Genomic DNA, 24,796 nt, shown 5'->3' with positions numbered 1-24,796 from the left:
ACCCTGCGTTGATTATGAGGAATTTGCTAGCATTGAAGGTCGGCCTCCTAGGTTTTGTATGTTGTTTTTTTATCCAATTGCAGGTTGCTCTTGGGCAGGTTCGTGTGGTAGGTAAGGTGTTTGATGAACAGACACAACAGGTCATTCCACGGGCTTCGGTAAAGGTCGTGGGCACTTCCATTGGCACTTCATGTGATTCGCTAGGTAATTTTGTCTTACAGTTTCCGAAAGAAAGTCCCTTCCAGCTGCTGGTCTCTGCTATTGGCTATGCCGACCAGCGTATTCGTTACCATACGGGTGACAAAGAATTTCAAATCCAGCTTTCTCCCAATAATCAAATGATTGATGCTGTATCGGTATCGATAAAGCAAAAATATAATAATCGAAATCCTGCCGTATCGTTAATAGAAGAGGTGATTCGCCATAAACGTATAAACCGGATGGAGAAGCTGCCTAAGCATCAATATGAACAGTATGATAAAATGCGATTTGGTCTTATAAATCCTTCTGGAGCCTATAAAAAAGGACTCGGCAGTATGGCTTTCTTCTTTGATAACCTAGATACGGTGTCGCTACCGGGAAATAAGGTGCTTAATATCTTGATGAAAGAGGAGCTTAGCGATGTGTATAGCAATAATGATCCGGTGGCAACGAAGCGTATTGTGAAATCGTTGCAGCAGACCGATTTTGATGAACGCTATGTGAATAACCACAATATACAATCCTTCTTATCCTATCTTATTCAAGATCCTGATATCTATGCAGAGAATATATTCCTCATCAATAAGTTGTTTTTGAGCCCAATCGCGAATAATGCTCCTATATTCTACAAATATTATATTACAGATACCGTAGATACCGATCTCGGGCGCTTGATAGCGCTTAATTTCGAGCCTCGCAATAAGGCAGATTTACTGCTGAACGGAAAGCTGTGGGTGTCTATGGATGGACGCTATGCTGTTGCGAAAGCTCAGCTGAATGCCAATAAGGAGGCTAATTTAAATTGGGTAAATAGCATTCAGATTGATTTACGCTTTCTGGCTAACGATGAACAACAGTTATTTTTAGAGCAAAGTGAGATTCAAGTTTTGTTCGGAACGGCTAAAAAAGAGTCTGTATACGGACAAAAGATTCGTGTGAATAGCCATTTTAATTTCAACCCGAAGTTTGATGAACGGATATTGGCGGGAGCGGATTTGCAGGTGTTGCCTAACGCAAAGGAGCAAGGTGCTTTATTGGATGAACGACGACCGATAGCGCTATTGCCGACGGAAGAAAAAGCGTATAGCAATATTGAGAAACTGAACCAGAATAAAACCTTCAAAACATGGATGACTTTAGGTTATCTTATTGGGCAAGGTTATTATAACGTAGGCTTATTTGAGTTGGGGCCTTTAGAGTATTTGTATTCCAAAAATAATATTGAAGGCAATAGGATTCGTTTGGGCGGAAGGACTACGCCTATGTTGTCGGATAAGTTTTATTTGGAGACTTATGTTGCTTATGGTACTGATGATAAAGACTTAAAGTATTATGTTAAGCCCACCTTCTCGCTCAATGGGGAGTCTATTATGACTTTCCCCGCACATTACTTGCAGTTGGCGGTGCAGCATGATATCTTCGATCCAGGGCGTAATTTAGGATTCCGAAAAGGCGATAGTTTTTTCCAATCTATTCGGAGCAATAAACCCACCAAATGGTTAGACACCTATGCGTATACAGCGACACATTTGATTGAATTTGGAAACCATGTTAGTTTTCAATCGGGTTTTACCCATCAGCGCCGTCGTGCGATAGGTGATTTACAGTTTATTTCTTCGGGTGATCCGGATGTGAATATTCAGCATATTAATACCAATGAATTGGAATTTGTATTGCGATGGGCTCCAAACGAGAAGTTCTATTACCGCAATTTGACCCGTAACCCTATTATAGAGAAAAATCCAGTACTTAGTTTGCAGTATAGACGTGGCTTATCTGGATTTTGGGATGGCGACTATCGCTATGACGTCGTTAATGCCGCTGTTACCCAGCGTCTATTTTTAAGCCAGCTGGGTTTTGCAGATATGACGTTGTCTGGCGGGAAAATATGGGGTACACTTCCTTATCCCCTGTTAGAAATACCAGCGCAGTATCAAGAAGAAAATAGGCATGTGGTGGATTATTTTTTGATGCGTAGTATGGAGTTTGTTGCTGATTCGTACCTCCGTTTGTCTATCGATCATCGCCTTGAAGGCTTTATTTTTAACAAAATACCTTGGGTGAAGAAGTTCCGCTTGCGGGAGTCTTGGGGCTTGCGGATGTTCTACGGTCGATTGTCGGATCATAATAATCCCTATCGTAGTTCTGATGTTGTGCAGTTTGATGTGGATAAAGAAGGAAACAGGCTAACACATGTTTTGGACAACAAGCCTTATTGGGAGGCAAAGGTCGGCTTAGACAATATTTTACGTATATTTAGAGTAGAGTATGTGCGGAGGTTGAACTATTTAGATTTGCCGCAGGCGAAGAAAGATAGCTATAGACTGAGTGTGCATCTTAATTTTTAATGGGCTTAATTTAAAACATAGCACGCATGAAAACATATCACAATATTTTAGTCTCGATTAGTGGAAAAACTGCTTTAATCACGATGAATAGACCCGAGAAGTTAAATGCACTCAATAAAGATACCTTGGAAGAATTGGCATCCGTATTAGCAGAATTGAAGACGGTGGATTCTATTCGTGGTTTAATTTTGACAGGAGCTGGAGCAAAGGCTTTTGTTGCAGGTGCTGATATTGCTGAATTTCAACATCTAGAAGAGTCCGAAGGAAAGACATTGGCCGCTTGGGGGCAACATCAGGTGATGGATGTGTTGCATGCCTATCCGAAGCCGGTGGTAGCCGCCATTAATGGCTTTGCGCTCGGCGGTGGATTAGAATTAGCGATGGCTTGCCATATTCGTGTTGCGGTGGAGCAGGCTAAGATGGGGCTTCCTGAAGTATCTCTAGGTCTCATTCCTGGCTATGGCGGTACACAAAGGCTTCCAGAGCTTGTGGGGCGTGGTAAAGCGATGGAAATGATCTTAACAGGAGATATGATTGGTGCGCCCGAAGCGTTACAATGGGGGCTTGTAAATCATGTGGTGCCTGAAGCAGAGTTATTGCCTAAAGCAGCGGCGCTGCTAGACAAGATTTATAGTCGTTCATCGCAAGCGATAACAGCGGGTATAACCGCAATTAATGCTGCTTCATCGAAAAATGTAGATGGCTATGCTGAGGAACAAGATGCTTTTGGACGCGCTTTCTCGACGTCAGATTTTAAAGAGGGAGTAGCTGCATTCTTAGAGAAACGACCGCCTAATTTTAGTTAGGTTGCTTCTACGGTGTCAACAACATAAGCCAACATGTATTCTTGAAACTTTTCGTAATACACCTGAAAAGAATATGTTTTCTTATTCTTTTTTAATAATAGGGTGAGTACACCCTGTGGTTTGTATTGGAAAGGAAGGATGGTCATGTGTTCCAGAAAGGATACGCCTTTGTTGCCTTGCAGTTTATAGACTGCTTCCTTGGCACACCAGCAAGCATAAAGCTGTTCGATGTTCTCTTGTTGTATGAACGCCAATTCGCGTTCCTTCATGAACTTCTCTTTGATGCGAACGATTTTGTCTTTAACGATTTCTAAATCAATACCACAGGCGCCCTTTTTTGACATGAGCACAGCGGCATAATCAAAAGAATGCGTTAACGAAATTTCGTATGGATAGTCTGGTAGGTAAGGTTTACCATTCTCGTCGGATGGGCAATTGATATAGAGCTCTGTTTTTAAGAGCATGCGTAGCAATACACGCGTAGCGAGCCAATGCTGTCTGCGTTTGCCCTTGGCAAATGTTTCATATTTCGCTTTTTCACGTTCATCAAGTTGTAATTTGCTAAGCAATTCTTCCGCTGTTTCTTCAATCTTCCAAATGGCGAATTTCGTGTCAGCGTTTAATTCACGTAAATAAACAAGGCCCATTCTCAAATATATAAACTTAAAAGCAAATACTCAACATTAATTTGACGCTTTTAGGCTGTTGTTTTTTTAAGGCTATCTCTGTAAATTGCAAGATAAATATCCGTCTCGCCAAAAGGCGCAGAACGGTTTATGAATAAGTAAATTAAGGGAGTTTTGTACATATTATGATCACAAAAGAAACCATAGAGAAGGTATTAGATGCGGCGCGTATCGAGGAGGTTGTGGGTGATTTTGTGGACCTCAAGAAAAGAGGTACTTCCCTAATCGGTAATTGTCCCTTCCATAATGAGAAGACACCATCTTTTCACGTTTCGGTAGCAAAGGGGATTTATAAATGTTTCGGTTGCGGTGTCGGGGGAGATTCCCTGAAGTTCGTGATGGAGCTGGAAAAATACTCTTATCCAGAAGCAATTCGCTTTCTAGCGGATAAATATAGTATTCCTATTGAGGAGATTGAACGCTCGCCAGCGCAGCTTGCAGCTCAGGATAAGCGCGAAAGTTTATACGTGTTGAGCACCTGGGCAGGTAAGTATTTTAAGGAACAGCTTTGGCAAACGGAGATTGGACAATCTATAGGTCTTTCTTATTTTAAGGAAAGGGGCTATCGTGAAGATATTATCAAAAAGTTTGATCTCGGTTATTCACCAGATCAATGGACGGCCTTGTCGGATGCAGCAGTAGCGGCAGGTTTTCATAAAGATTATTTAAAAGAAATTGGTCTTTCCATAGAAAGAGATGACGGCAGCTTGTATGACCGCTTTCGTGGACGTGTACTTTTTCCTATCCATAACCTTACGGGGCGTATCATCGGTTTCGGTGGGCGTACACTAAAGACAGAGAAGTCTGTTCCTAAGTATGTAAACTCCCCAGAGAGCGATATTTATCATAAATCGGATGTGCTTTATGGTTTAAACTTCGCGAAGAAAACTATGATGGATAAGGATAGCTGTTACCTCGTAGAGGGCTATGCCGATGTAATATCTATGCACCAAGCAGGTGTGGAGAATGTGGTGTCATCGTCGGGTACATCCTTAACGACCGGGCAGATTCGTCTGATTTCACGCTTCACGAAGAATGTGGTCATCCTTTATGATGGGGATGCTGCCGGTATTAAAGCTTCTTTGCGTGGTACCGATATGCTTTTGGAAGAAGGCCTTAATGTGAAGGTTTTGTTATTCCCTGATGGGAATGACCCCGATTCTTACGTTCAGAAATATGGGGCTACGGCTTTCAAAGAATATATCGATAAACACCAACAAGACTTTATTTTCTATAAGACAGATATCTTGTTGAAGGATGCCGGTGATGACCCCATCAGGCGTGCAGGTGTTATTCGAGAAGTTGTTGAGAGTATTGCCTTAATTCCTGATGAAATTAAGGTTTCCGTCTTCATCCAGCGCTGTGCGGGCTTGCTGGATATGGAAGAGCGCGTATTGTTGACGGAGCTTAACAAGATGCGTTTGCAGAAAGCTAAGGCTTTAGATAAAAAGACACAGCAGGCTGCTCGTCCTCAACAAGATATGCATCCCGAGATGGATGGCCCTCCAGCTGACTTTTTCTTAACCGATCAAGAGCGTTCCGATATAGGCCTAGAGCCTGCTGCGCAGCCTACAGTTATTACTGCCGAAATATTACAGGAAAGAGAGATTGTACGTATTTTATTGAACTATGGTACGGAACTAGCGAGCTGGGAGGGAGATGGTGATATTCCAATCGCCCCTTATCTATTGAGTTCTTTAGACGATGTCACCTTTGAAGATAAGCCATCGGCTTTTATTGTCGATGTTTTTAAGAAAAAAGCTGAAGAATATGAAGTGCCTGAAGCGAAGTTCTTCTTCTCGCATGAAGATCCTGAGGTACAAGATTTGGCGATTGCCTGTGTGTCTAGTCCTTATGAATTAAGTCCCAATTGGAATGATGATAAGCGTAAGATCCATGTGAAACTAGAGCTTGAGCATCTGCAAAAACTGACTATACAAGCCGTTTATCGTATAAAAAAACGCAAGTTTGAGCGAGAAATGCATAAGATTCGTGAGGAATTGAAGAAGGATCAAACTCCAGAGGATTTGGAAATTCTTTTGGCGAAGTACCAAAAACTTAAAGAAGCAGAATCTCTCTTGGGCGGCTTTTTAGGGAGTATCGTCGTTAAGTAAGAAAAGGTCGTCATGGCGCAGCACTTAAAAGATGGAGAAGAAGGTGAGCGTCGTGCTCGTCTGTATCTGGAGGGTTTGAATTATCAAATTATCGCAGTAAATTGGCGTCATAAACATTGGGAAGTAGATATTATAGCACAAGACGCAGATACCTTAGTTTTTGTGGAAGTAAAGTCGCGTTCTTCAACACATTATGGTGAGCCTGCTTCTTTTGTGGATATAAAAAAGCAAAAACATCTCATCGATGCTGCTGATGCCTACTTAGCTTCAACAGCTTATGAAGGAGAGATACGCTTTGATATTGTAGCTGTATATTTGGATAAGCCAGAGGCTGTTCAATTGATTAAAGATGCTTTTTGGAGTAGTTAAAGTGCTATTTATGGCCGTTATGTTCGGTCTAACAATAAATAAAAGATTGATTTATGAATGTTAAACAAGTAGTAGGCATGGCCCTTTTAGGAGGCTTGCTGATTGTCGGTTGTAAATCGCAACAGGGGAAATTGGAGTTTCTAAGCCCTAAATCTGGCGATAATATTACCTACGGACAAAAGGTTCCTTTGCGTATAAATTTTCCTGACACGACGGTTGATTCTATCGTGTATACTGTTGATGGACAATTCCTGGAGAAAAAACAAGATACAACAGCGGTGACGCTAGATACAGAAAAAATTGGTTTAGGAGCTCGTAATTTGGTGGCTAAGGTATATAAAGGCGGAAAAGAGGAGGTGGCGTATAGCTCGATTACGATTGTACCGGAAGCTCCTAAGCAGTATACTTTTGAGAAAGTAAAAGAATATCCACACGACATCAAGGCTTTTACACAGGGTTTGGAATTTGAAGGAGGATTTTTATATGAATCTACTGGATCGGGAGCCAATCTGATTAGTTCCATCCGTAAAGTTGCTCTAGAAACTGGTGCAGTGCTACAGAAAAAGGAATTTACGGGCAACGATAATAATAATGAGCCTTACTTTGGTGAGGGGATGACGATTATTGATAATAAGATTATTATGTTGACTTGGTTGAATAAAATTGGTTTTATTTTAGACAAAAAGACGTTCAACCAATTGGGCACTTTCCCATACCAAGAGAGTAAGGAAGGCTGGGGCTTATGTTACGACGGTACATATCTTATCAAGTCGGATGGTTCTTCTAAATTGTATTTCCTAGATCCTGTTACTTATAAGGAGGTGAAAAGTATCAATGTATATGATAATGCAGGTGCCGTAGATTATTTGAATGAGCTCGAATATATTGATGGTAAAGTCTATGCTAATTTATATGGAAAAGATATTGTAGCAATCATTAATCCTGTTTCTGGCGCTATTGAAGGACACATTAACTTTGTTGGATTATATACTAATCCGAATCGTGCACCAAATGATCAAGAGATGAATGGAATCGCCTATGATAAAGTCGGTAAGCGTCTTTTTGTTACCGGAAAACAATGGGATAAGCTATTTGAAGTAAAAGTAATAGCGCGTTAATCTTTAAGACATAACGTGATAAAAAAAGACAGCCTTATGAGGCTGTCTTTTTTGTTTTATACAAATTTGTTGACGCTATTTATCGGGCTTCAACGTCTTCTTCGGTATATCCAGATTGTGCTTTCACCATACTATATGTATGCTTCAATTATGTTTTATCCTAGGCTTTGCTAGCCATTGCTAAGCATGTTATTAATCTCCGTTTCTCAAGCTCATATCTCGTAGATGCTTAAGTGCTGCTAGCGAATTATTGATTTGTGTTAAGGAGTTAATACTCCTTTTTGTATAGAGAATTCTATTTTTTCATCTAGAACAACAGTTTCTTTTTCAGCTTGTTCCTTTAAGCGGTCTGGGAATAAGATACCATACAAGTGATCTACCTCATGTTGGAAAATTACGGCTGTAAATCCTTCGATTAGTTCTTCTGTGTTTTTTCCATCTTTGGAGGTGTACTGTAGTTTTATGGTATAGCTTCTTAACACTTCATCTCGTTGGTCAGGAATAGATAGACAGCCTTCTGTACCTTTGCGTAATAACTGTGATCTCCAAGTAATCTTTGGGTTGATATATACTTCAAAAGGATGTTCTGGCTTATCGAAGCGTTGTACCCATATTACGGCTTTATTAATGCCTACTTGTGGCGCCGCAATACCTACTCCCGTGTGTTCAGGATCTTGAACGGTAGCAAACATGCGTGCCGTTAAGGTTGGTAGCAAAGGGTCATCAAATTTAATTTCTTCTGAAGTAGCACGTAGAATCAGCGAATCTTCTTTTACTGTTGTCTGTAGGACATACATCTTTTCATCTTTACCACCTGCAAGGATTTTTGCCTTTTCCTTTTCGTTGAAATTCTTTGCCATGTTATTATCTTGTTCTTTATGATTCTTAGGGCCTGTATACTTTTGTTCTCCTGCAGCGATTTCTATATTTAGAAAGTTCTCTGTTGGAGGCTGTGGGCATCTATATCCGCTGCTATATGCACAGTAGGGGTTGTAGGCTTTATTAAAATCTAAGGTAGTTTTTTCTCCGCTGATATCTTGTTTTTTGAAGTCTAAATAGCGGCCACTTTCATAGGTTTCTTCCCCTGTGGTTAAATCCATGAAGGGTAAAAACAAATAACTGTTTGCCGCATTGGGCTGAAATGTATTGACACTCTCATAGGCCGTTAAGGTAAATAGTTGTCCGTTGAGATTGAAATTTAAGAGGGCATAGCGACGAAATTCCTTATTTGTACCATCTAACGTAGGCATACGAAAAGTAGGTTCATTGTCCAAGTAAACGACCTGTGCATTTACCTTGAAGTTGCTATCAGGCTTATAGTAGTGTAAATGTCCTAATAAATCATCCGCAATAGGCCCTTTAGCGGACTTTTTAAGATGCGTAGCTTGTTGTGCTCTATAATCTTCGATTGTTTGTTGATAGTTCTGAGCGAAGCTTATTTCAGTCGTAAAAAAAATTAGAAAGAGAAGCGTTATGTATTTCATATTCTTATGCTATTTGTGCTATCCTAAAATTTAAAGATTAATTAGGATGGGGATTTTAATAATCTACCAAAGGTATAGATTTAATTTTTAAGCAGAACAACGACGCTTTAAAAAAACAAAATACTTACAGTAGACTGTCAAAAGAATTGATTTTGTAGCGATGTGTCTAGCACAAGGGTAAATTATTCCATAGGATAGTTGTACTTTTGTAACAAAGAACAGTTTATGCGTATAATGGCTTTTGATTATGGAGTAAAGCGAATTGGGGTTGCGGTGACAGATCCGCTTCAACTGATTGCTACCGCATTGACGACGGTTCATCCGGAGGATATTTGGACCTTTTTGGGAGATTATCTTCAACAGGAGGCTGTTGAAACCTTTGTCGTTGGGCAACCATTGCAGCTCGATGGCACAGCTTCTGAGTCGGCCCCACATGTGATTGGTTTTGTGCGTAAGCTTAAAAAAACGTTCCCTACCATAGCTGTTGTGGAGGTAGATGAGCGGTTTACCTCTAAAATGGCGGCTTCCGTCATTGCACAAAGTGGAAAAGGAAAGAAGAAAAGACAAGAGAAAGGATTGGTTGACACCGTTTCGGCGACCATTATTTTACAATCCTATTTAGAGACTAAATCATTTTTTTAATGGCATTAAAAGATATTTTATTTTTCGCGGAAGATACCGACTTTGTATTAAAGCAGAAACAAAAGGTACGTGAGTGGATTTATGCAACTATAAAAGCTGAGGGCTTTCGTCGTGTTGGCGAATTGAGCTTTGTGTTTTGCTCTGACGCATACTTATTGGAGATTAACAAGGAATACCTTAATCACGATACATACACCGACATTGTAACCTTCGATAGTTCGGAGGATGAGGATGAAATCAGTGGGGATATTTTTATTTCTATAGAACGTATACAAGAGAATGCTGCAAAATTTGCGGTAGCAGAGCGTGATGAATTACACCGTGTGATTGCGCATGGTGTGTTGCACCTTTGTGGTTATTACGATAAGAAAAAAGAAGATAAAACCCTGATGACAGAGAAAGAAAACTTTTATCTTTCTACACGTAGTTTTTTATAGAAATTAGTAAGAGAGGTGTAATTAAACTAAGTTTATTACACCTCTCTTTTTGTTGTATTTTTTTCTTCTTAGATAAACAGATTCCCCATCATTGTTTTATCTATTTCTTAGTTTTTTGAAACTAAATCCGCTCTATTAACTATTATTATACTTTGATAATTTTTGAAAACTACCCTCTTTTTACTAATTTCTAAAATTGAAAACGGGTAGAATTACATAAAATATAAAGGGGGACATGAGGGGGGACATCCACTGTTTCTTGAAGGAGGGGGGGAGCCTTTTGCAATACTTTTCATTTTTCGTTTTTTTAGCATTTTACCCTGTTTTTGTACCTCTATGTATACGAAAAACGCCTGTCTCATTTTTAAAACCATCTTATTTTAAAGAAAATTAAATGAGACTACCTACTAGGTAGTTTTATATTCGGTGTCCACCATTGGCGAATCTCCGATCTTCAAATTACGTACCTTTGTTACCGTGAGTTTTACATCTCTAATTTTTAGCTTGAATTACTATTGCCAAAAAAGCTGTTTAAATGCGGTTTTTGCAACAGCGGTATTATCTTACTGTTAAATTAGAAAAATTTTAACAACAATATTGTGTTTTTTTATTTTTGAATACTATATTTGGTGAAATTTATTTTTCGGATTTAATATTTGTTTTCGTTTGATATCTACCTATGTCGCCTAGAAAAACATTATTACACAGTTATACCGAATAGTTTTACATAATACAAGAGTTAACGAGATCGCAAAAAACGATTTTGTGACCTTCTAAAATTGGTTTTATTCTTTGTAGTTAAATTATTTAACTACAATAGAGTCCATGTTATGCCTTAACTGTTCGTGAAACTTAGTTTTTTTGACACTATACTAGATTTATCAATAAAGTTGGGAGCAATTTAAAACGAGATTGATGGTAATGGTTTTATTAAAAATTAAATAGAAAAAACATGTATAGGTACGTCCCAAATCGAATGGTTGTATGTTTGGTTATGCTGTTATTCAGTTTAGACCTACTATGTATTAATTTATCCTTGCACTTAGCGACATCGGTATCTTTTTACTATGGATGGATGCCTACGCTGCAGGAAGGGATATTTAGTCTTCCTGTTATGTTTATTCTATTCAGCTTAATCTGGTTTGTTTCTGCGCAGCTTTTCCACTTATATCGTGAAGATGTTGTGGGGCGTTTAGAATCCATGTTCCGTTCCACCTTGCGCACCGCGGTTACAACACTATTATTGACAGGTGTTATTTTGTTTTTAAACACATCGGTAATAAGCTCATTTAAAGCATTGGCTGTTTTATTTGGCTTTTTGAGTGGTTATCTCCTTTTGTCTCGCTTGTTTATGACTTATGTCTATACGGTACTCCCTCGTCGATTTAACTGGGTGAAAAAAGTAGCTGTTATTGGTGCGGGAGCTCATATTGATTCTGTCGTGTCACTTTTTGATCAGCAGCAAATGTTTTATCAGGTTGATACCATTAGCTATGATGATGACGATGAGCTTCTAAGCAAAGAAGAAACTGTTTTGAAGTTTAAGCAATATTTTGAAGCGGTCTCTAAAGACGGTATTCATGATGTTTTCTTAGTTACTTCTCCAGAAATGTATCAGTATAGCGAAGATTTGGTGTCGGCCGCTGATCATCAATGTGTACAACTGAACTTTGTACCTTCGATGGTGGCTAATATTACCTATACCAACAAAGATACTACACAAATTAACCTTCCTATTTTTCAATCTCGTGGAGAGTCTATGTCAACAATGCCTAACCGTTTGAAGAAACGTTTTATGGATATTTTGATTAGCGGTTGTGTTATTTTGTTTATCCTGAGCTGGTTAGTCCCGCTTATTGGTCTTATAATAAAGCTTGAAAGCCCTGGTCCCATCTTCTTTAAGCAGTTGCGTTCTGGTCGTAACAATAAACCTTTTTATTGTTTTAAGTTTCGCAGCATGGTGGTGAATAACGACGCCAACAAAACGCAAGCATCCTTAGGAGATAAGCGTATTACTTCTATCGGTAACTTCCTTCGTAAAAGTAGTTTGGATGAGTTTCCACAATTCATCAACGTCTTTTTAGGTCAGATGTCTATCGTTGGTCCTCGTCCTCACATGTTGTCACACACGGAGTATTATGGTTCATTAATTAATCGCTACATGGTTAGACAGTTTGTAAAGCCTGGTATTACTGGGTGGGCACAGGTAAGTGGTTACCGTGGTGAGACAAAAGATCCCATGTTGATGGCTAAACGTGTAGAACATGATATCGAATATATGCACAATTGGTCGGCTATGTTTGACTTTAAGATTATTTGCTTAACGGTAATCAACGTGATTCGGGGAGAGAAAAATGCATATTAACCCTTTTTATAAATGAATTATTAACCAAGAAATTAAGAAAAACCCATAAAAATGAAAAGAATGAAAACAATCAATATCAGGTTTATGCTCTTTTTTGTTGCAGCCTGTGCTTTGTACTTACCGTCTTCATTTGCCCAAGAAGAAGTAAACCATGGTGGCTACATTCAAGGAGTAGGCATTCATGGTGGATCTTCGGGTATTGGAGCCCACTACTACCAGCCTCTCGGCGAGAAATTTGGTCTACGTGCTGGCGTAAGTTTTATGCCTTTTAATACAAAGATTAACGGAACCTATTCAGGTAGAAAAACGCATAGTGATATTAAAGCACATGCGAGTAATGCTTCTTTATTGTTTGGCTATACACCATTTGCAGGCAAAGGAGGCTTTTTTAACTCTTTTGGTATTGAATTAGGCGGTGCCTATTTCTTCAAATTGGATGGAAACTTTGTTACCCGTTTAAGTGATCCATATAAGTACGGTGATATTTTGGTAGACCCAGAGCTTGTCGGAACAATTAAGACGAGTGTGGATTGGAAAAAAACGGTTAATCCATATGCTGGTATTGCTTGGAGCAATATTCCATTGGATTCCAAATTTTCTGCCAACCTGAATATTGGTACCTATTACCTCTCGAAGCCCTCTGTTACTATGGATGCATCGGGCTTGTTAGAAGAGAATGTTGGCAACAAAGGGCAGATTGAAAACAATATCAAAGACTACCGTTTTTTACCACGTGTAGAGATCGGTATTAGCTATCGTTTAAAATAGTAGAGCATACTTTAACAGAAATGAACATGAAATTTAAGAGACTTACTCAATATATATTAACCTTAACACTGATGGGAGGTGTGCTCTCGTGCCAAAACCCGCTTAAGGATTTCAACCTCCTGATTAGTACGGAAGTTGTGAAGCACTATGTTAAGATGGAAGTGTTGACAACAGAGGCACAAGCCGTAAATGCAACCATAAAGTTGACTTCAGGTGACACACAGGATGTATACAACGAGAACGGATATAAAGATTTTAAGCTAGTAAGCAATCTGGTTACTTTCGGATTAGACCCTAAACGTAATCCTACTGTTAGCGATCCAGTACGTTTTAAAGTAGAAGTGTCTGCTCCAGGGTATGTTACGCAACTTGTTGACGTAACGATTTCAGATAAAAATGATGGCTATTTCCGTATACGTTTAGCGAAGCCTACGACGGTTCCTGAAGGTGCTGCTGCGGTAACTAAAACGGTGCCGATTAATGCCGATGGCTCTTTACCAATATCCGCAAGTGTTGTTGTAAACAATGCAGATGGCCCTTCGATGACATTAAATATTCCTGCAGGAACACAGTTTTTAGATGCTAATGGAAAAGTAATTACTGGTGGCGCATTAACAATCAAAGCTGTAGCTTTTGATCCATCTGATCCAAATGCTACAACTTTATTCCCAGGTGGTAGGTTGCAAGCTGATGGTGTTGTAATGCCTGGTGGTGGAACTTCTAGTGGTACATTCAATGCCGGAGGTTCAACAACGATTGAAATGGTGATCGACGGCGTTCCTATTCGTAAGTTCAGTAAACCTATTGCTGTTGGTGTTGAGCTGAGTAATGATTTTGTATTGAGCAGTGGTGCAGCACCCGTTGGTGGAGGTCCAATTGCGGTATTTAGCAATAGTCCAAGTAATCCAGGATGGCGCCATGAAACGCAAAGTACCATTAAGAAAGTGGGGAATGATTTAACGGTAGAGTTTAGTGTCGACCACTTAACAACTTTTGTTGTCGGCGAGTTCGTTCCTTCTTGTTCGCCAGTAAGTGAAATTGAATTTTCGGCAGATTGGATTGAACAAGGTATTACGCATGTAGTATCGGTAGAGGCTGTTAAAAACAATAAAGTTATTGCTAGTCGCACGTTCTCTGTTAGTCAGACCAATAAGACTGTTACTTTAGATTATTTGCCAGCAGAAGGTGTAACGATTGTAGTACGTCGCACAACAGGTGATTTGGGTATTGTTGTACAAGCTCCTTTGGCAGCATGCGGGTCGAAAACGTCGCTAACGTTGCCTAATCCTAACCCTGTTATAAAACCCAAAGTAACGCTACAGCTATATGTTCGTTGTCCGAACAAGCCAGAAATTACTTTAACACCAAATTTCGACTTGTACTACCGTTTGGCGGGCAAAGGAGCTTTTGTGTTATTAGGAGAAGTAAAGGAGGGTTTATTAGCAACAGATCTTTTGAAATCGGACGGTACAAAGTATGACTTTAAAGCCGTTTGGAAAGGACGTACTAAAACAGTAGAGAATAAGGCGGTAGAAGCTGATAACTCCGGAACAGTAGGTACAAAACCAGGTGATATCATTGGCGTTAAAGCTGGTGCTACGAATCTTGGTATTTTAACTGAGGAGTGTGGTAAAATCTAATGAAATAGGCTATTTAGCCAGAAAGTAATCAAGTTTATACTTGTAATTGTAGGGGGCACCGGCCGGAGGATCCGGTCGGCACGCTCTTTACAAAAAAGAAGTATAAACAAGTAAAGTCAAGTTTAATTTTTGTAGGACGTGTTTTCCTTTTTTAGTAAGAAACCAAAAGTAAGTAATCTAGCGTGGCTAGGGGTTGATATGCACTCGCATATTCTACCTGGGATTGACGATGGGGCCGAAACGGTAGATCAAAGTTTGAAGCTTTTGGAACGGCTACATGCTTTAGGTTTATCTACTTTTCATTTTACACCTCATGTTTTTGCAGAGATGTATCCGAATACGCTGGAAACTGTAGCGGCAGCTTATAACCTGCTCCTTGAAAAGTTACCTGCAGGAATCAAAACTAGTTTTGCTGCTGAATATATGGTGGATTCTGGTTTTGAGAAAAAATGTACCGATAGCAATCAGCTTTTGCTCTTACCAAATCAGCATATCTTAGTTGAGATGTCCTATATCCAAGAAAGTCATAGCATTGACTCTGTACTTTTTGACCTTCAAGTGCAAGGACTGACTCCTATTTTAGCACATCCTGAGCGTTATGTGTATTATCAAGGAGACCTTGATAAAATCCGCCGCTTTCGTGAAGCAGGCGTTTTGCTGCAAGTTAATTTGTTATCACTTATCGGTTATTATGGTAATCGTGAGAGAAAGGCCGCTAAATGGTTAGCCGAGCAGGGATGGATTGATTTAGTAGGAACAGATGTACATCATGAACGTCATGTTAAAGCCTTGGAGCTTGGGCTGCAACAAGAGAACTTGACTAAGGTTTTACAGAATTGTACAATCAAAAACGCAGAATTGTTTGCTTAATTAATTTATTAAAATAATAGGAGAAAAAAATATGGGATAATAACAGCAAAACTAAAAACTTACAATTACAACGCATACGTATAAAAAACATGAAAAAAATATTTATAAAAAGCCTAATCCCCTGGCTTTACATTCTACCTTTTTTGTTTTTATTGGGCAGTTGCTCCGTAAAAAAAATAGTTTATTTTAATGACCTACCGGTAGATTCGGTACGTGTCTTAAAAGAATCTTCAAAATTCACTGATCCACGCATTCAGCCAGATGATATGCTGAGCATTAGCGTTCAGACAATCGATCCTACAACGGCTGCTGTAGCCAACCAATCTATGGCCATTCAAGCTATAGGTGCGAGTTCAGCAAGCAATGTTGGGACACAGTTAATTACAGGATTCCTTGTCGACCGAGATGGCTATGTGCATATGGCACTCTTGGGAAAAATATTAGTTAAAGATTTAACTACCTATGAAGCACGTGAACGTATCAGCGAAGTGGCATCAAAGTACTATAAAGAACCTACAGTACAAGTCCGCTTCGCTAATTACAAAATTACAGTGTTAGGAGAGGTCGCCAGGCCTGCAACATATACGGTGCCTAACGAGAAGGTGACAATATTGGATGCACTTGGTTTAGCGGGGGATTTAACAATCTACGGTAAACGCGAAAATGTACTTCTAGTGCGCGAACAGGGCGGACAGAAAGAACTAGTGCGTTTAAATCTTAACTCTTCGGATTTGTTTCAATCTCCTTACTATTATTTAAAGCAGAATGATGTGCTCTATGTTGAACCAGGTAAAGCAAAAGCTGCCGCCAACAATGCTGCACGTACACAAACGTTTGCCTTATTGGGCTCTTTAATATCCATTATTATTATAGCCGTATCTAGACTTTAAAATTAAATTTTTACACAAAATAATATAAGGTTAGGCTTCTCTTTGTTGTCTGCCAAATAGAAATTATGGGAAATAAAAATATTGACTGGGAGGATGAATTTGTGAAGCAAAAAGCAGACAATAAAGAACTCTTGCATTTTGTTGGTCGTGTGCTTGCTAATTGGTATTGGTTTGTGCTATGTGGATTAATTGGGATTAGTTTAGCTTTTCTGTATGTACGTTATACCATTCCTACATACAAGATTAATGCTAAACTTTTAGTATCTGATGATAAAAAAGGAGGATTGATGGGGATGTCTGCCTTAGCAGATTTATCAGGTCTAATGGGAGTAAAATCTTCTGTAGATAATGAGGTGGAAATTCTTAAAACTGCTGATTTAATGTCTGAAATGGTTCGTGCAGAAGAAGCTTATGTTAATTATTATAAGCAAGGTAGTGTTCATGATATACCTATTTTAGAAGCGCCTTTTCAGATTCGCTTTCTATCTAGTCCTGATTCCATATCAGAACCTATTCAATTAAACGTTAAGAGCTTAGGTAAAAAACATTATCAATTAAGCAATAAGGATACAATATTTGAGATAGGGGAAGGACAGCGTTTTGTCTTGCCAAGTATCGGTAATATCAGTCTTGTTACCACAGGTAATGAAGACAGTGTTAAAGAACAGTATGGTTTTAGTATATCTCCTATAAATAAAACTGTAGCAGGATTAATGGAGTCTTTAAGTGTCGAAGTAACTAATAAGAATGTATCTACCATTGATCTTTCATTGCTACATCCTATCCCAAAAAAAGGTGAATTATTATTAGGTAGTTTAATTGATCGTTATGTTGAACGGAATTTAAATGATAAAAATGTGGTTATGGATTCGACTTTATCATTTATTAATCAACGCTTACGTAAAATTACGGATGAACTTGCTGGTGTAGAAGATCGTATCTCTGGTTATAAACAAGCGACTAAATTGGCTGATATTTCAGAGCAGAGCAAGATTCTATTACAAAGTTCGGAGACTTACATTAGGGGCTTAGCTGAAGTGGAAACGCAATTGGCGATGTTAGATGCCGTTTCCAACTATTTGAAAGATACCAAAAATCCGCGCGTAGTACCATCCTCTGTAATTCTACAAGATGTAGCTTTTAATGCGTTAGTGACTAGGTATAATGAATTGGTCTTACAACGCGAGCGTCTGTTGATGGGCAATACCGAAGAAAATCCTTTGGTTCAAAATATGACAGCACAGATAGCGGGTTTGCGTGAGGATATGATTAATAACGTAGCAAGTACACGTCGTCAACTAGAATTGACTAAAAATAATCAAAATAAATTAGCGAATCAGGTCAATTCCCAAATTCAGCAGGTTCCAACGATTGAACGTGGCTACATAGATTTGGCTCGTTTGCAACAGATTAAACAGGCTCAATATATCTTTTTACAGGAAAAATGGGAAGAAAATGCTATTGCCCGAACGGCTAATGTTTCAAATTCTAAGCTGATTGATTCGCCAAAAGCAGAGGAAAAGCCGATTGCACCTAAAGGAAAAGTCATATACATTATTGGGTTGGTTCTAGGTACACTTGTACCTTTTGGATTTATTTACTTACGTGATTTATTTAATATTAAAGTAAACGGTTTCGTGGATGTACAGAGTTTAAGCAAATTACCGGTTTTAGGTATGATTTCGCATTCGGATACCAGCGAACAAGTAGTGGTTACGAAGACGTCTAGATCCGCCATTGCAGAACAATTTAGAGCGATGCGGACTAATTTGGAATTTGCGCTTAATGGCGGGAAAACTATTTTGTTTAGTTCATCTATGTCGGGAGAAGGGAAATCTTATGTCGCTTTAAATCTTGCTGTTTCATTGGCTTTATTAGATAAAAAAGTGCTACTAATGGAACTAGATTTGCGCAAGCCTTCTATTACGGCAAAGCTTGGTTTAGCACCAGGAAAGGGTTTTTCACATTATATCGTACGGCCGGAAATGGCTATAAATGATATTATAATGCCATCTGGTACGCATGATTTAGTGCATCTAGTCCAAGCTGGTATAATCCCTCCAAATCCAGCAGAGTTACTAATCTCAGATCGTGCTAATATTTTAATGAATGAACTGAAAGAAATGTATGATTATATTATTATTGATGCACCTCCGGTAGGCTTAGTAACTGATGCACAACTGTTATCACGTTATGCAGACACTTGTTTGTATTTAATACGTCAAGGTTATACACATAAAGAGCAATTACGTATTCCAAACGATTTAGTGACTCATAAGAAGATTAATAATATTCAACTCATCATCAATGATGTCCACGTAAAAAAAGGATATTATGGTAATTATGGTTATGGCTATGGTTACGGTGATTATGGACAAGAGAAGAAAAAAAGAAAATTCTGGAAGTGGTTTTAATAATGATTGTATCTCTGTGTATATAATCCATTTTTAAGGGGATTTATATTCGTTACATATTTGTTATATTTTTTTAACAGGCTAAGGTAAATTTATTTTGGGTAATAATATTGCGAAGAATACATTTTTTCTGTACATACGTATGATATTAGTCATGATTGTTAATCTATATACGGTTAGAGTCGTGCTGAATACTTTGGGTACTACGGACTATGGTATTTTTAATCTGGTTGGTGGTATCGTTGCTATGTTTTCTTTTATAACTAGTTCCTTGTCATCTGCTTCACAACGGTTTTTTTCGTTTGAAATTGGCAAAGGAAATGGTAGTAAATTGAGTAATATATTTAATGTTACTATGTCAAGTTATATTTTATTGAGTGTAATTTTGCTGGTTATTTTTGAAATAATTGGATTTTGTTTACTTGATAAAATTTTAGTAAATGTTCCTGTTGAAAGACTTTCTGCTGCGAATTGGGTGTTTCAGTTTTCTATCATTACCTTAATTTTTACTTTTCTAACAATTCCTTACAATGCTTTTATCATTGCTCAGGAAGAAATGAACATTTATGCATATATAAGTATTTTGGAGATTTTTCTAAAATTGATATTAGTGTATTTATTAATTGTAGTTGATTATGATAAGCTAAAGGTTTATTCGATATTGACCTGCATTGTCTCTTTTATCGTAACCAATGTATATCGAATTTATTGTATAAGAAAATATGTTTACTGCCGTTTTAGGTTTTTTCTAGATAAAAAATTGTTTAAGGAGATTGTCGGCTTCTCTAGTTGGAGCTTATTTGATTCAATGTCATCAGTTTTTAATGCACAAGGAATAAACATTGTATTAGGAACTTTTCTTGGCCCTTCTATAAATGCCGCGCGAGGCTTAGCATATCAGGCAAGTGTTACTGTTAATCAGTTTGTTTTGAACTTTATGACGGCTACTAGACCTCAAATTATTAAGAAATATGCTTTAAATGAAATCGATGCAGCTTTTAATTTGATGTTTATGAGCTCAAAGTTTTCTTTCTTTTTATTGCTTATGGTTTGTCAGCCAATTATTGTTGAACCAAATTTGGTTTTTGAATTTTGGTTAGGAAATGTTCCGGAATATCTTCCAGAGTTTACGCGTCTTATTTTGTTTGCAATTTTAATTGATGTTATTTCTTACCCACTAACTACTGTCGTTCAGGCAACAGGTAGGATAAAAACTTTTAGTCTTGTAATAGGCCTACTAAGGCTATTAATTATTCCTTTAGCATATTTCGTTATGCAAGCAGGTTATGCACCAACCGTAGTTTTTGAGATAAATATTATTCTTTGTTTTATATGTTTAATAATTAGGCTATTCTTTTTAAAAAATCTTCTAGGACTTGTCGTTCTTGATTTTTTTAATAAAGTGATTGCTAGGGTACTTTTAGTCGCTATATTTTCTTTCTTGTTTTCGTTTTATATTTATGATTACATACCATTAACCGGTGTTTTAAATCTTGTTATTACAACGCTGTTAATAATATCTAGCTGTATCTCATTCATTTTTATTTTTGGACTAAATAAGCTTGAAAAGCTTTTTCTAATTGAAAAAGTAAAAAAAATTAAAGAAAAATATGTCTAATATTGAACATATACTATTGTTTTCATTTCTTTTTTTCATTTTTTATAAAGGTGGATTGATTCTATCTGAATTAAAAAATGCAAAGAATTATTTGTTTTTCGCATCTTTTCTGATCATCATTTATTCCCTTATTGTGGGATCTAGGTATGGCTGGGGAGCGGACTATCTTTGGTATAAGGAGAAATTTGAACGTCCTGTTTTAGCCCTAGAAGATGATATTGGATTTAGATTTCTGAATACCTTGTTGGAAAGCTTAGGAATGAGTTATGTTGGAGCTTTTCTAGTGTACAGTTTGCTATTTGTCATCCCAGCATTTCTGTTGATTCAAAGTTATGGACGTGCGTCTAAATACATGTATGCTTTCTTTTTGCCTGCAACACTACTTTTTGTAACAACCATTATTAGGCAAGGGGTTGCGTGCTCTTCATTATTTTTGTTATTAATTTTCCTTAATAAAAGAAATTGGTTGGGGGTAATTCTTTCTATCGTGATTGGTTGTCTGTTTCACGCTGCTATTATTATCCCAATTGTTATTATTCTTGTGTTTTATTTTCTATTTAACAATAGGTTGTTTCACTGGAAAGTAACTGTTCCAATATATTGTTTTGTAGCTTTTGTATTGAGTAACTCAAGTGTTTCTTTTTTGTCTAAATATATTCAAGGAATTAATGTTGGAAATAAGTTTCAAGATTATTTAGATAATTCCGACCGATGGTTTGGGGAAGATGCTTTTAATGCTGAGTTTCAACAAGGAATATCAGCATTGGTGTTATCAACATTGTTTTTTTGTTCTATAATTTATCTTGGTTACAAAGCGATTAAGTTCCATTCTCGGAAAGATATAATTTATATTTATAATGTTACTGTTTTTGGTTTTATCTTTTTAAGGGCTGTTTTCTTTTTTGAGATTTTTAGACGATTTGCGCAGCCTTTAGTTTTTTTCTATTTTATTGTTCTAGGCTACAGCCTTTTTGTTTTAATTGACTACGCAAAATATCGTTTGAATCAGAAAGGTTTGGCATTTTCTCTTCCTCTTAATTATTCCGTTGCTATTTTATTTATCCTTATCTATTTGTTTATGTTTTGGGGTAGGTTTATTCTGTTTAATGATAATTCTTTGTTTTTCTGGAATGTATAATTTGTTGAAATAATCAAATATGGTGTCTAAAATATATAATTTTTTAAAAAACTTGTGGATTAGAAGAAGTAGCGATAGCCTTCTAAACTACTACCGAAGTAAAGGTTGTAAAATTGGTCAAGGAACAATTGCTAAGTATCCAAAGACACTCGATATTGATTTTACTAGGCCATCCTTAATTGAGATTGGTGATAATGTTTTACTTCATAAGAATTTGTCCATTATTTCACATGATTTTGCCTCTCGAGTTTTTGTGAATCTTTATCATGATTTTGTGCCTTCACATAGAAAGGTAATCATCGGAGATAATGTCTGGTTTGGACAGAATTGTACGTTGCTAAAAGGTGTAACTATTGGCGATAACTGTATTATAGGTTATGGTTCTGTGGTAACAAAAAGTATTCCTCCTGGGTCTGTCGCTGTTGGAGTTCCAGCAAAAGTTGTTAGTAGCGTCGAAGATTTCTATCAAAAAAGAAAATCCTATTATTTAGAGGAAGTTGTTGAGTATGCAATTAGTATTATGGATCAACTTAATCGAGAGCCTACGATTGAAGATTTTTTTGATGATTATGTTTGTTTTGTAGACAAGCGTAATATCCATGAATATTCAGCGATTCCTTTCCATAGGGTTTTTAACTCTACAAAAAGAGAATTATGGCTTGAGCATCATCAAGCAGAATTTTTAGGGTTTGATGAATTTATGAATTATGTTAAAAAAAAGCGAAATAATGGAAAGTAAAGTTCTTGTTAGCATCATTGTACCAATATATAATGTCGAGAAATATTTAGACAGATGCTTATCTAGCCTTGTAGGACAAACATTAAAAGAAATCGAAATTATTTTGGTAAACGATGGATCCCCTGATAATTGTTATGACCTTTGCGAAGGTTACAAAAAAAAGGATTCTCGGATCAAGGTAATTCATAAGGAAAATGCGGGGCTAGGTTTAGCTCGTAACTCAGGTATTTCATTGGCTAAAGGCGAGTATATAGCATTTGTAGATTCGGACGATTATGTGGACTTAAATATGTATAAAACGCTGCATGAGTTTAGCAGAAAGAATAACTCTGATGTCGTTTTTTGTGGATTTAGTCGGGAATTAATTGGAGGAAAGCATTTTCATATTTCTGAATGTGTCGAGCCTGTTTTTCATGAAGGACATGAGGCCGTTCAGAAAGTGATGCTTGATTTCATAGCATGTAAACCCCATGAATCTTCTGAAAGAAAATATGCGATGTCTGTATGGCATTCTATTTATAAAAGAGAAGTAATTGAGCAACATCAATTACGTTTTGTATCAGAACGTGAATACGGCTCAGAAGATATCCCATTTCAGGTAGACTTTATGAAAAAAGCTTCAAAAGTCACATTTATTCCTGATGTCTTTTATTTTTATCTGTTGAATGGAAGTTCCTTAACTAAAACTTTTTCACAACATAAGTATGAACGGTATAAGAAACTTTATTTTTTGCTAAAAGAAAAAAATAAAGAAATTGATGAAAAAAATCATCGTGCTTCTCGCTTTTTTATTGGCTATGTGAGAAGTCATATTCTAGATATTATTAAATCTAATCATACGAAAGAGGAAAAGTTATCTTTTATTGAAGAAATCTGTAACGATACCATATGGAAAGATATTAGTCTGCAGTATGGAGTAGATTATTTACCATTTTATCAAGCCAAAGTTTATAAGATGCTTCTGGAGAAAAAATCTCACAAGATATACATGTTTTGTCAATTTGTAGTATTCCTTAAAAAGGTGAAATTTAAAATTAAACCTTCCAAGTAGTATTTATGAAAGAGAAAATTATAGTTTTTTATGCACCATTTGGAAAAGGGGCTCCTGTTGAGAAGCTTGGTGGGGCTGAAGCAGGCTGTATAAAGACCTTGCAGTTTTACAAACGTTCTGGTTTTAAGGTTATTCAAGTTCATAAACCAGTGAAGAAAAATAGTTCGCTAGGATACCTGTTGAACCTTCTTTTGATTCCTTTTGTTTTGATGTTTAAGTTGTTGAAATCTAAGGATGCTGTTCTACATATTGCTGGTTTTTATTTAAAGCTTGCGCCTTATGAATGGTTTCTTACTCGAGTTAGTCGGCTTATAAGAAGGCGGTATATTTATGAAATCCGAAATGGAGGAATGGTTGAATCTTATCTTTCAGGAGGAGCTTTTTACCAATTTTTTTTAAAAAATATCTTTAAGGATAGTTCATTAATTCTTTGTCAAGGGGCGACTTATGTCACCTTTTTGAAAGATTCGTTTGAGATTGAAGGATTCTATTATCCAAATTACATACAAGATCGTTTCTTACAGGAAAAAAGGATAAAGGATAAAGACCGTTCTACACTACAGTTGGTGTTTTTAGGTCGTATTGTACCTGATAAGAATATTCATTTTGTCGTTGACATATTAAAGTCACTAGTAGACCAAGGTCAAAATTGTACATTGAAACTCATTGGTTCTTTCGAGGCTGAGTATCATCAAGAATTAATAAAAAGATTAAATCATTGGGATCTGAACGAAAGCGTAGATTTTCTAGGTCGGTTAGAAATGTCGAAAATTCTTGAAGTATTGAAATGCTCAGATTTTTTTCTTTTTCCTTCTAAAGAGAAAAGAGAAGGTCATTCTAATGCGTTGACTGAAGCTATGGCCGTTGGTTTGATTCCAATTGTTAGCGATATAGGATTTAATAGAACTATTGTAGGGGATAATAAATTTGTTGTCGATTCGTTTGATGCAAAGCTCTATGCCGAGCGAATTATTTCGCTGGAGAAAGTGTTTGACTTTTATTCTAATCAGGTGGTAGAGCGGATACATAATAATTTTACGGAACAAATTGTTTGTCGCCGTTTTGAAGAAGCCGTTAACAAGTTGTTTGCTAATTAGT

General features: G+C 37.2%; 20 protein-coding genes. 18 read left to right on the top strand and 2 right to left on the bottom strand.

Features of this window, described 5'->3' with window-relative positions:
- The first annotated feature begins 14 nt into the window (after window positions 1-14).
- Complete coding sequence (locus tag WH223_RS08380) at window positions 15-2,549, top strand: DUF5686 and carboxypeptidase-like regulatory domain-containing protein (RefSeq protein WP_340047118.1); 2,535 nt, start codon at window positions 15-17, stop codon at window positions 2,547-2,549.
- A 26-nt stretch (window positions 2,550-2,575) separates the two neighbouring features.
- Window positions 2,576-3,355 carry an enoyl-CoA hydratase/isomerase family protein gene (locus WH223_RS08375; RefSeq protein ID WP_340047117.1) on the top strand — a complete coding sequence of 260 codons (780 nt, stop codon included), beginning with the start codon at window positions 2,576-2,578 and terminating at the stop codon, window positions 3,353-3,355.
- Here the strand turns inward: WH223_RS08375 and WH223_RS08370 are convergent.
- On the bottom strand, window positions 3,352-4,002 hold the full coding sequence (locus WH223_RS08370; protein ID WP_340047115.1) for a 4'-phosphopantetheinyl transferase family protein: 651 nt from the start codon (window positions 4,000-4,002) through the stop codon (window positions 3,352-3,354). The two genes, WH223_RS08375 and WH223_RS08370, sit on opposite strands and share 4 nt — an antisense overlap.
- A gap of 164 nt (window positions 4,003-4,166) precedes the next feature.
- On the opposite strand from WH223_RS08370, the gene dnaG reads away from it, so the two are divergent.
- The 3 genes from dnaG to WH223_RS08355 are packed head-to-tail and all read left to right on the top strand — an operon-like array spanning window position 4,167 to window position 7,642.
- Window positions 4,167-6,155, top strand: coding sequence for a DNA primase (gene dnaG / locus WH223_RS08365; protein WP_340047114.1), 1,989 nt, complete (start codon window positions 4,167-4,169; stop codon window positions 6,153-6,155).
- 12 nt (window positions 6,156-6,167) lie between these two features.
- Complete coding sequence (locus WH223_RS08360; RefSeq protein ID WP_340047113.1) at window positions 6,168-6,524, top strand: YraN family protein; 357 nt, start codon at window positions 6,168-6,170, stop codon at window positions 6,522-6,524.
- Window positions 6,525-6,577: 53 nt separating this feature from the next.
- Window positions 6,578-7,642, top strand: a complete 1,065-nt coding sequence (locus tag WH223_RS08355) for a glutaminyl-peptide cyclotransferase (RefSeq protein WP_340047112.1) — start codon at window positions 6,578-6,580, stop codon at window positions 7,640-7,642.
- Window positions 7,643-7,902: 260 nt separating this feature from the next.
- Here WH223_RS08355 and def read toward each other — a convergent pair whose 3' ends face one another.
- A complete protein-coding gene (gene def, locus WH223_RS08350; RefSeq protein WP_340047111.1) occupies window positions 7,903-9,126 on the bottom strand; it encodes a peptide deformylase in 1,224 nt (407 codons plus the stop codon).
- Between the two features lie 225 nt (window positions 9,127-9,351).
- On the opposite strand from def, the gene ruvX reads away from it, so the two are divergent.
- The 13 genes from ruvX (at window position 9,352) to WH223_RS08285 (ending at window position 24,795) form a co-directional block, all read left to right on the top strand.
- Window positions 9,352-9,768, top strand: coding sequence for a Holliday junction resolvase RuvX (gene ruvX / locus WH223_RS08345; protein ID WP_340047110.1), 417 nt, complete (start codon window positions 9,352-9,354; stop codon window positions 9,766-9,768).
- A complete protein-coding gene (ybeY, locus tag WH223_RS08340; protein WP_340047109.1) occupies window positions 9,768-10,205 on the top strand; it encodes an rRNA maturation RNase YbeY in 438 nt (145 codons plus the stop codon). The genes ruvX and ybeY overlap by 1 nt, the downstream gene beginning before the upstream one ends.
- Before the next feature lie 952 nt (window positions 10,206-11,157).
- Window positions 11,158-12,570 carry an exopolysaccharide biosynthesis polyprenyl glycosylphosphotransferase gene (locus WH223_RS08335; RefSeq protein WP_340047108.1) on the top strand — a complete coding sequence of 471 codons (1,413 nt, stop codon included), beginning with the start codon at window positions 11,158-11,160 and terminating at the stop codon, window positions 12,568-12,570.
- A gap of 60 nt (window positions 12,571-12,630) precedes the next feature.
- Window positions 12,631-13,338 (top strand): hypothetical protein, encoded by a 708-nt coding sequence (locus tag WH223_RS08330; RefSeq protein WP_340047107.1) that lies wholly within the window; start codon window positions 12,631-12,633, stop codon window positions 13,336-13,338.
- Window positions 13,339-13,364: 26 nt separating this feature from the next.
- A complete protein-coding gene (locus tag WH223_RS08325) occupies window positions 13,365-14,978 on the top strand; it encodes a hypothetical protein (RefSeq protein WP_340047105.1) in 1,614 nt (537 codons plus the stop codon).
- Window positions 14,979-15,116: 138 nt separating this feature from the next.
- Window positions 15,117-15,848, top strand: a complete 732-nt coding sequence (locus tag WH223_RS08320) for a tyrosine-protein phosphatase (RefSeq protein ID WP_340047104.1) — start codon at window positions 15,117-15,119, stop codon at window positions 15,846-15,848.
- Window positions 15,849-15,937: 89 nt separating this feature from the next.
- Entirely contained in the window at window positions 15,938-16,738 is an 801-nt protein-coding gene (locus WH223_RS08315; RefSeq protein ID WP_340047103.1) for a polysaccharide biosynthesis/export family protein, read from the top strand.
- Between the two features lie 65 nt (window positions 16,739-16,803).
- Window positions 16,804-19,152, top strand: a complete 2,349-nt coding sequence (locus WH223_RS08310; protein ID WP_340047102.1) for a GumC family protein — start codon at window positions 16,804-16,806, stop codon at window positions 19,150-19,152.
- Window positions 19,153-19,249: 97 nt separating this feature from the next.
- A complete protein-coding gene (locus WH223_RS08305) occupies window positions 19,250-20,770 on the top strand; it encodes an oligosaccharide flippase family protein (RefSeq protein WP_340047101.1) in 1,521 nt (506 codons plus the stop codon).
- Window positions 20,763-21,908 (top strand): EpsG family protein, encoded by a 1,146-nt coding sequence (locus tag WH223_RS08300; protein ID WP_340047100.1) that lies wholly within the window; start codon window positions 20,763-20,765, stop codon window positions 21,906-21,908. Before WH223_RS08305 ends, WH223_RS08300 begins: the two co-directional genes overlap by 8 nt.
- A gap of 19 nt (window positions 21,909-21,927) precedes the next feature.
- Window positions 21,928-22,647, top strand: coding sequence for an acyltransferase (locus WH223_RS08295; RefSeq protein WP_340047099.1), 720 nt, complete (start codon window positions 21,928-21,930; stop codon window positions 22,645-22,647).
- Window positions 22,637-23,698 (top strand): glycosyltransferase, encoded by a 1,062-nt coding sequence (locus WH223_RS08290; protein WP_340047098.1) that lies wholly within the window; start codon window positions 22,637-22,639, stop codon window positions 23,696-23,698. Before WH223_RS08295 ends, WH223_RS08290 begins: the two co-directional genes overlap by 11 nt.
- A gap of 5 nt (window positions 23,699-23,703) precedes the next feature.
- Complete coding sequence (locus tag WH223_RS08285; RefSeq protein WP_340047097.1) at window positions 23,704-24,795, top strand: glycosyltransferase family 4 protein; 1,092 nt, start codon at window positions 23,704-23,706, stop codon at window positions 24,793-24,795.
- Window position 24,796: the final 1 nt, after the last annotated feature.

Source organism: Sphingobacterium sp. MYb382, from assembly GCF_037572665.1.
In the GTDB taxonomy this organism is placed as follows: Bacteria; Bacteroidota; Bacteroidia; order Sphingobacteriales; family Sphingobacteriaceae; genus Sphingobacterium.
The sequence above is the reverse complement of the archived record's forward strand: the minus strand, read 5'-3'. Positions and strand labels throughout refer to the sequence as shown.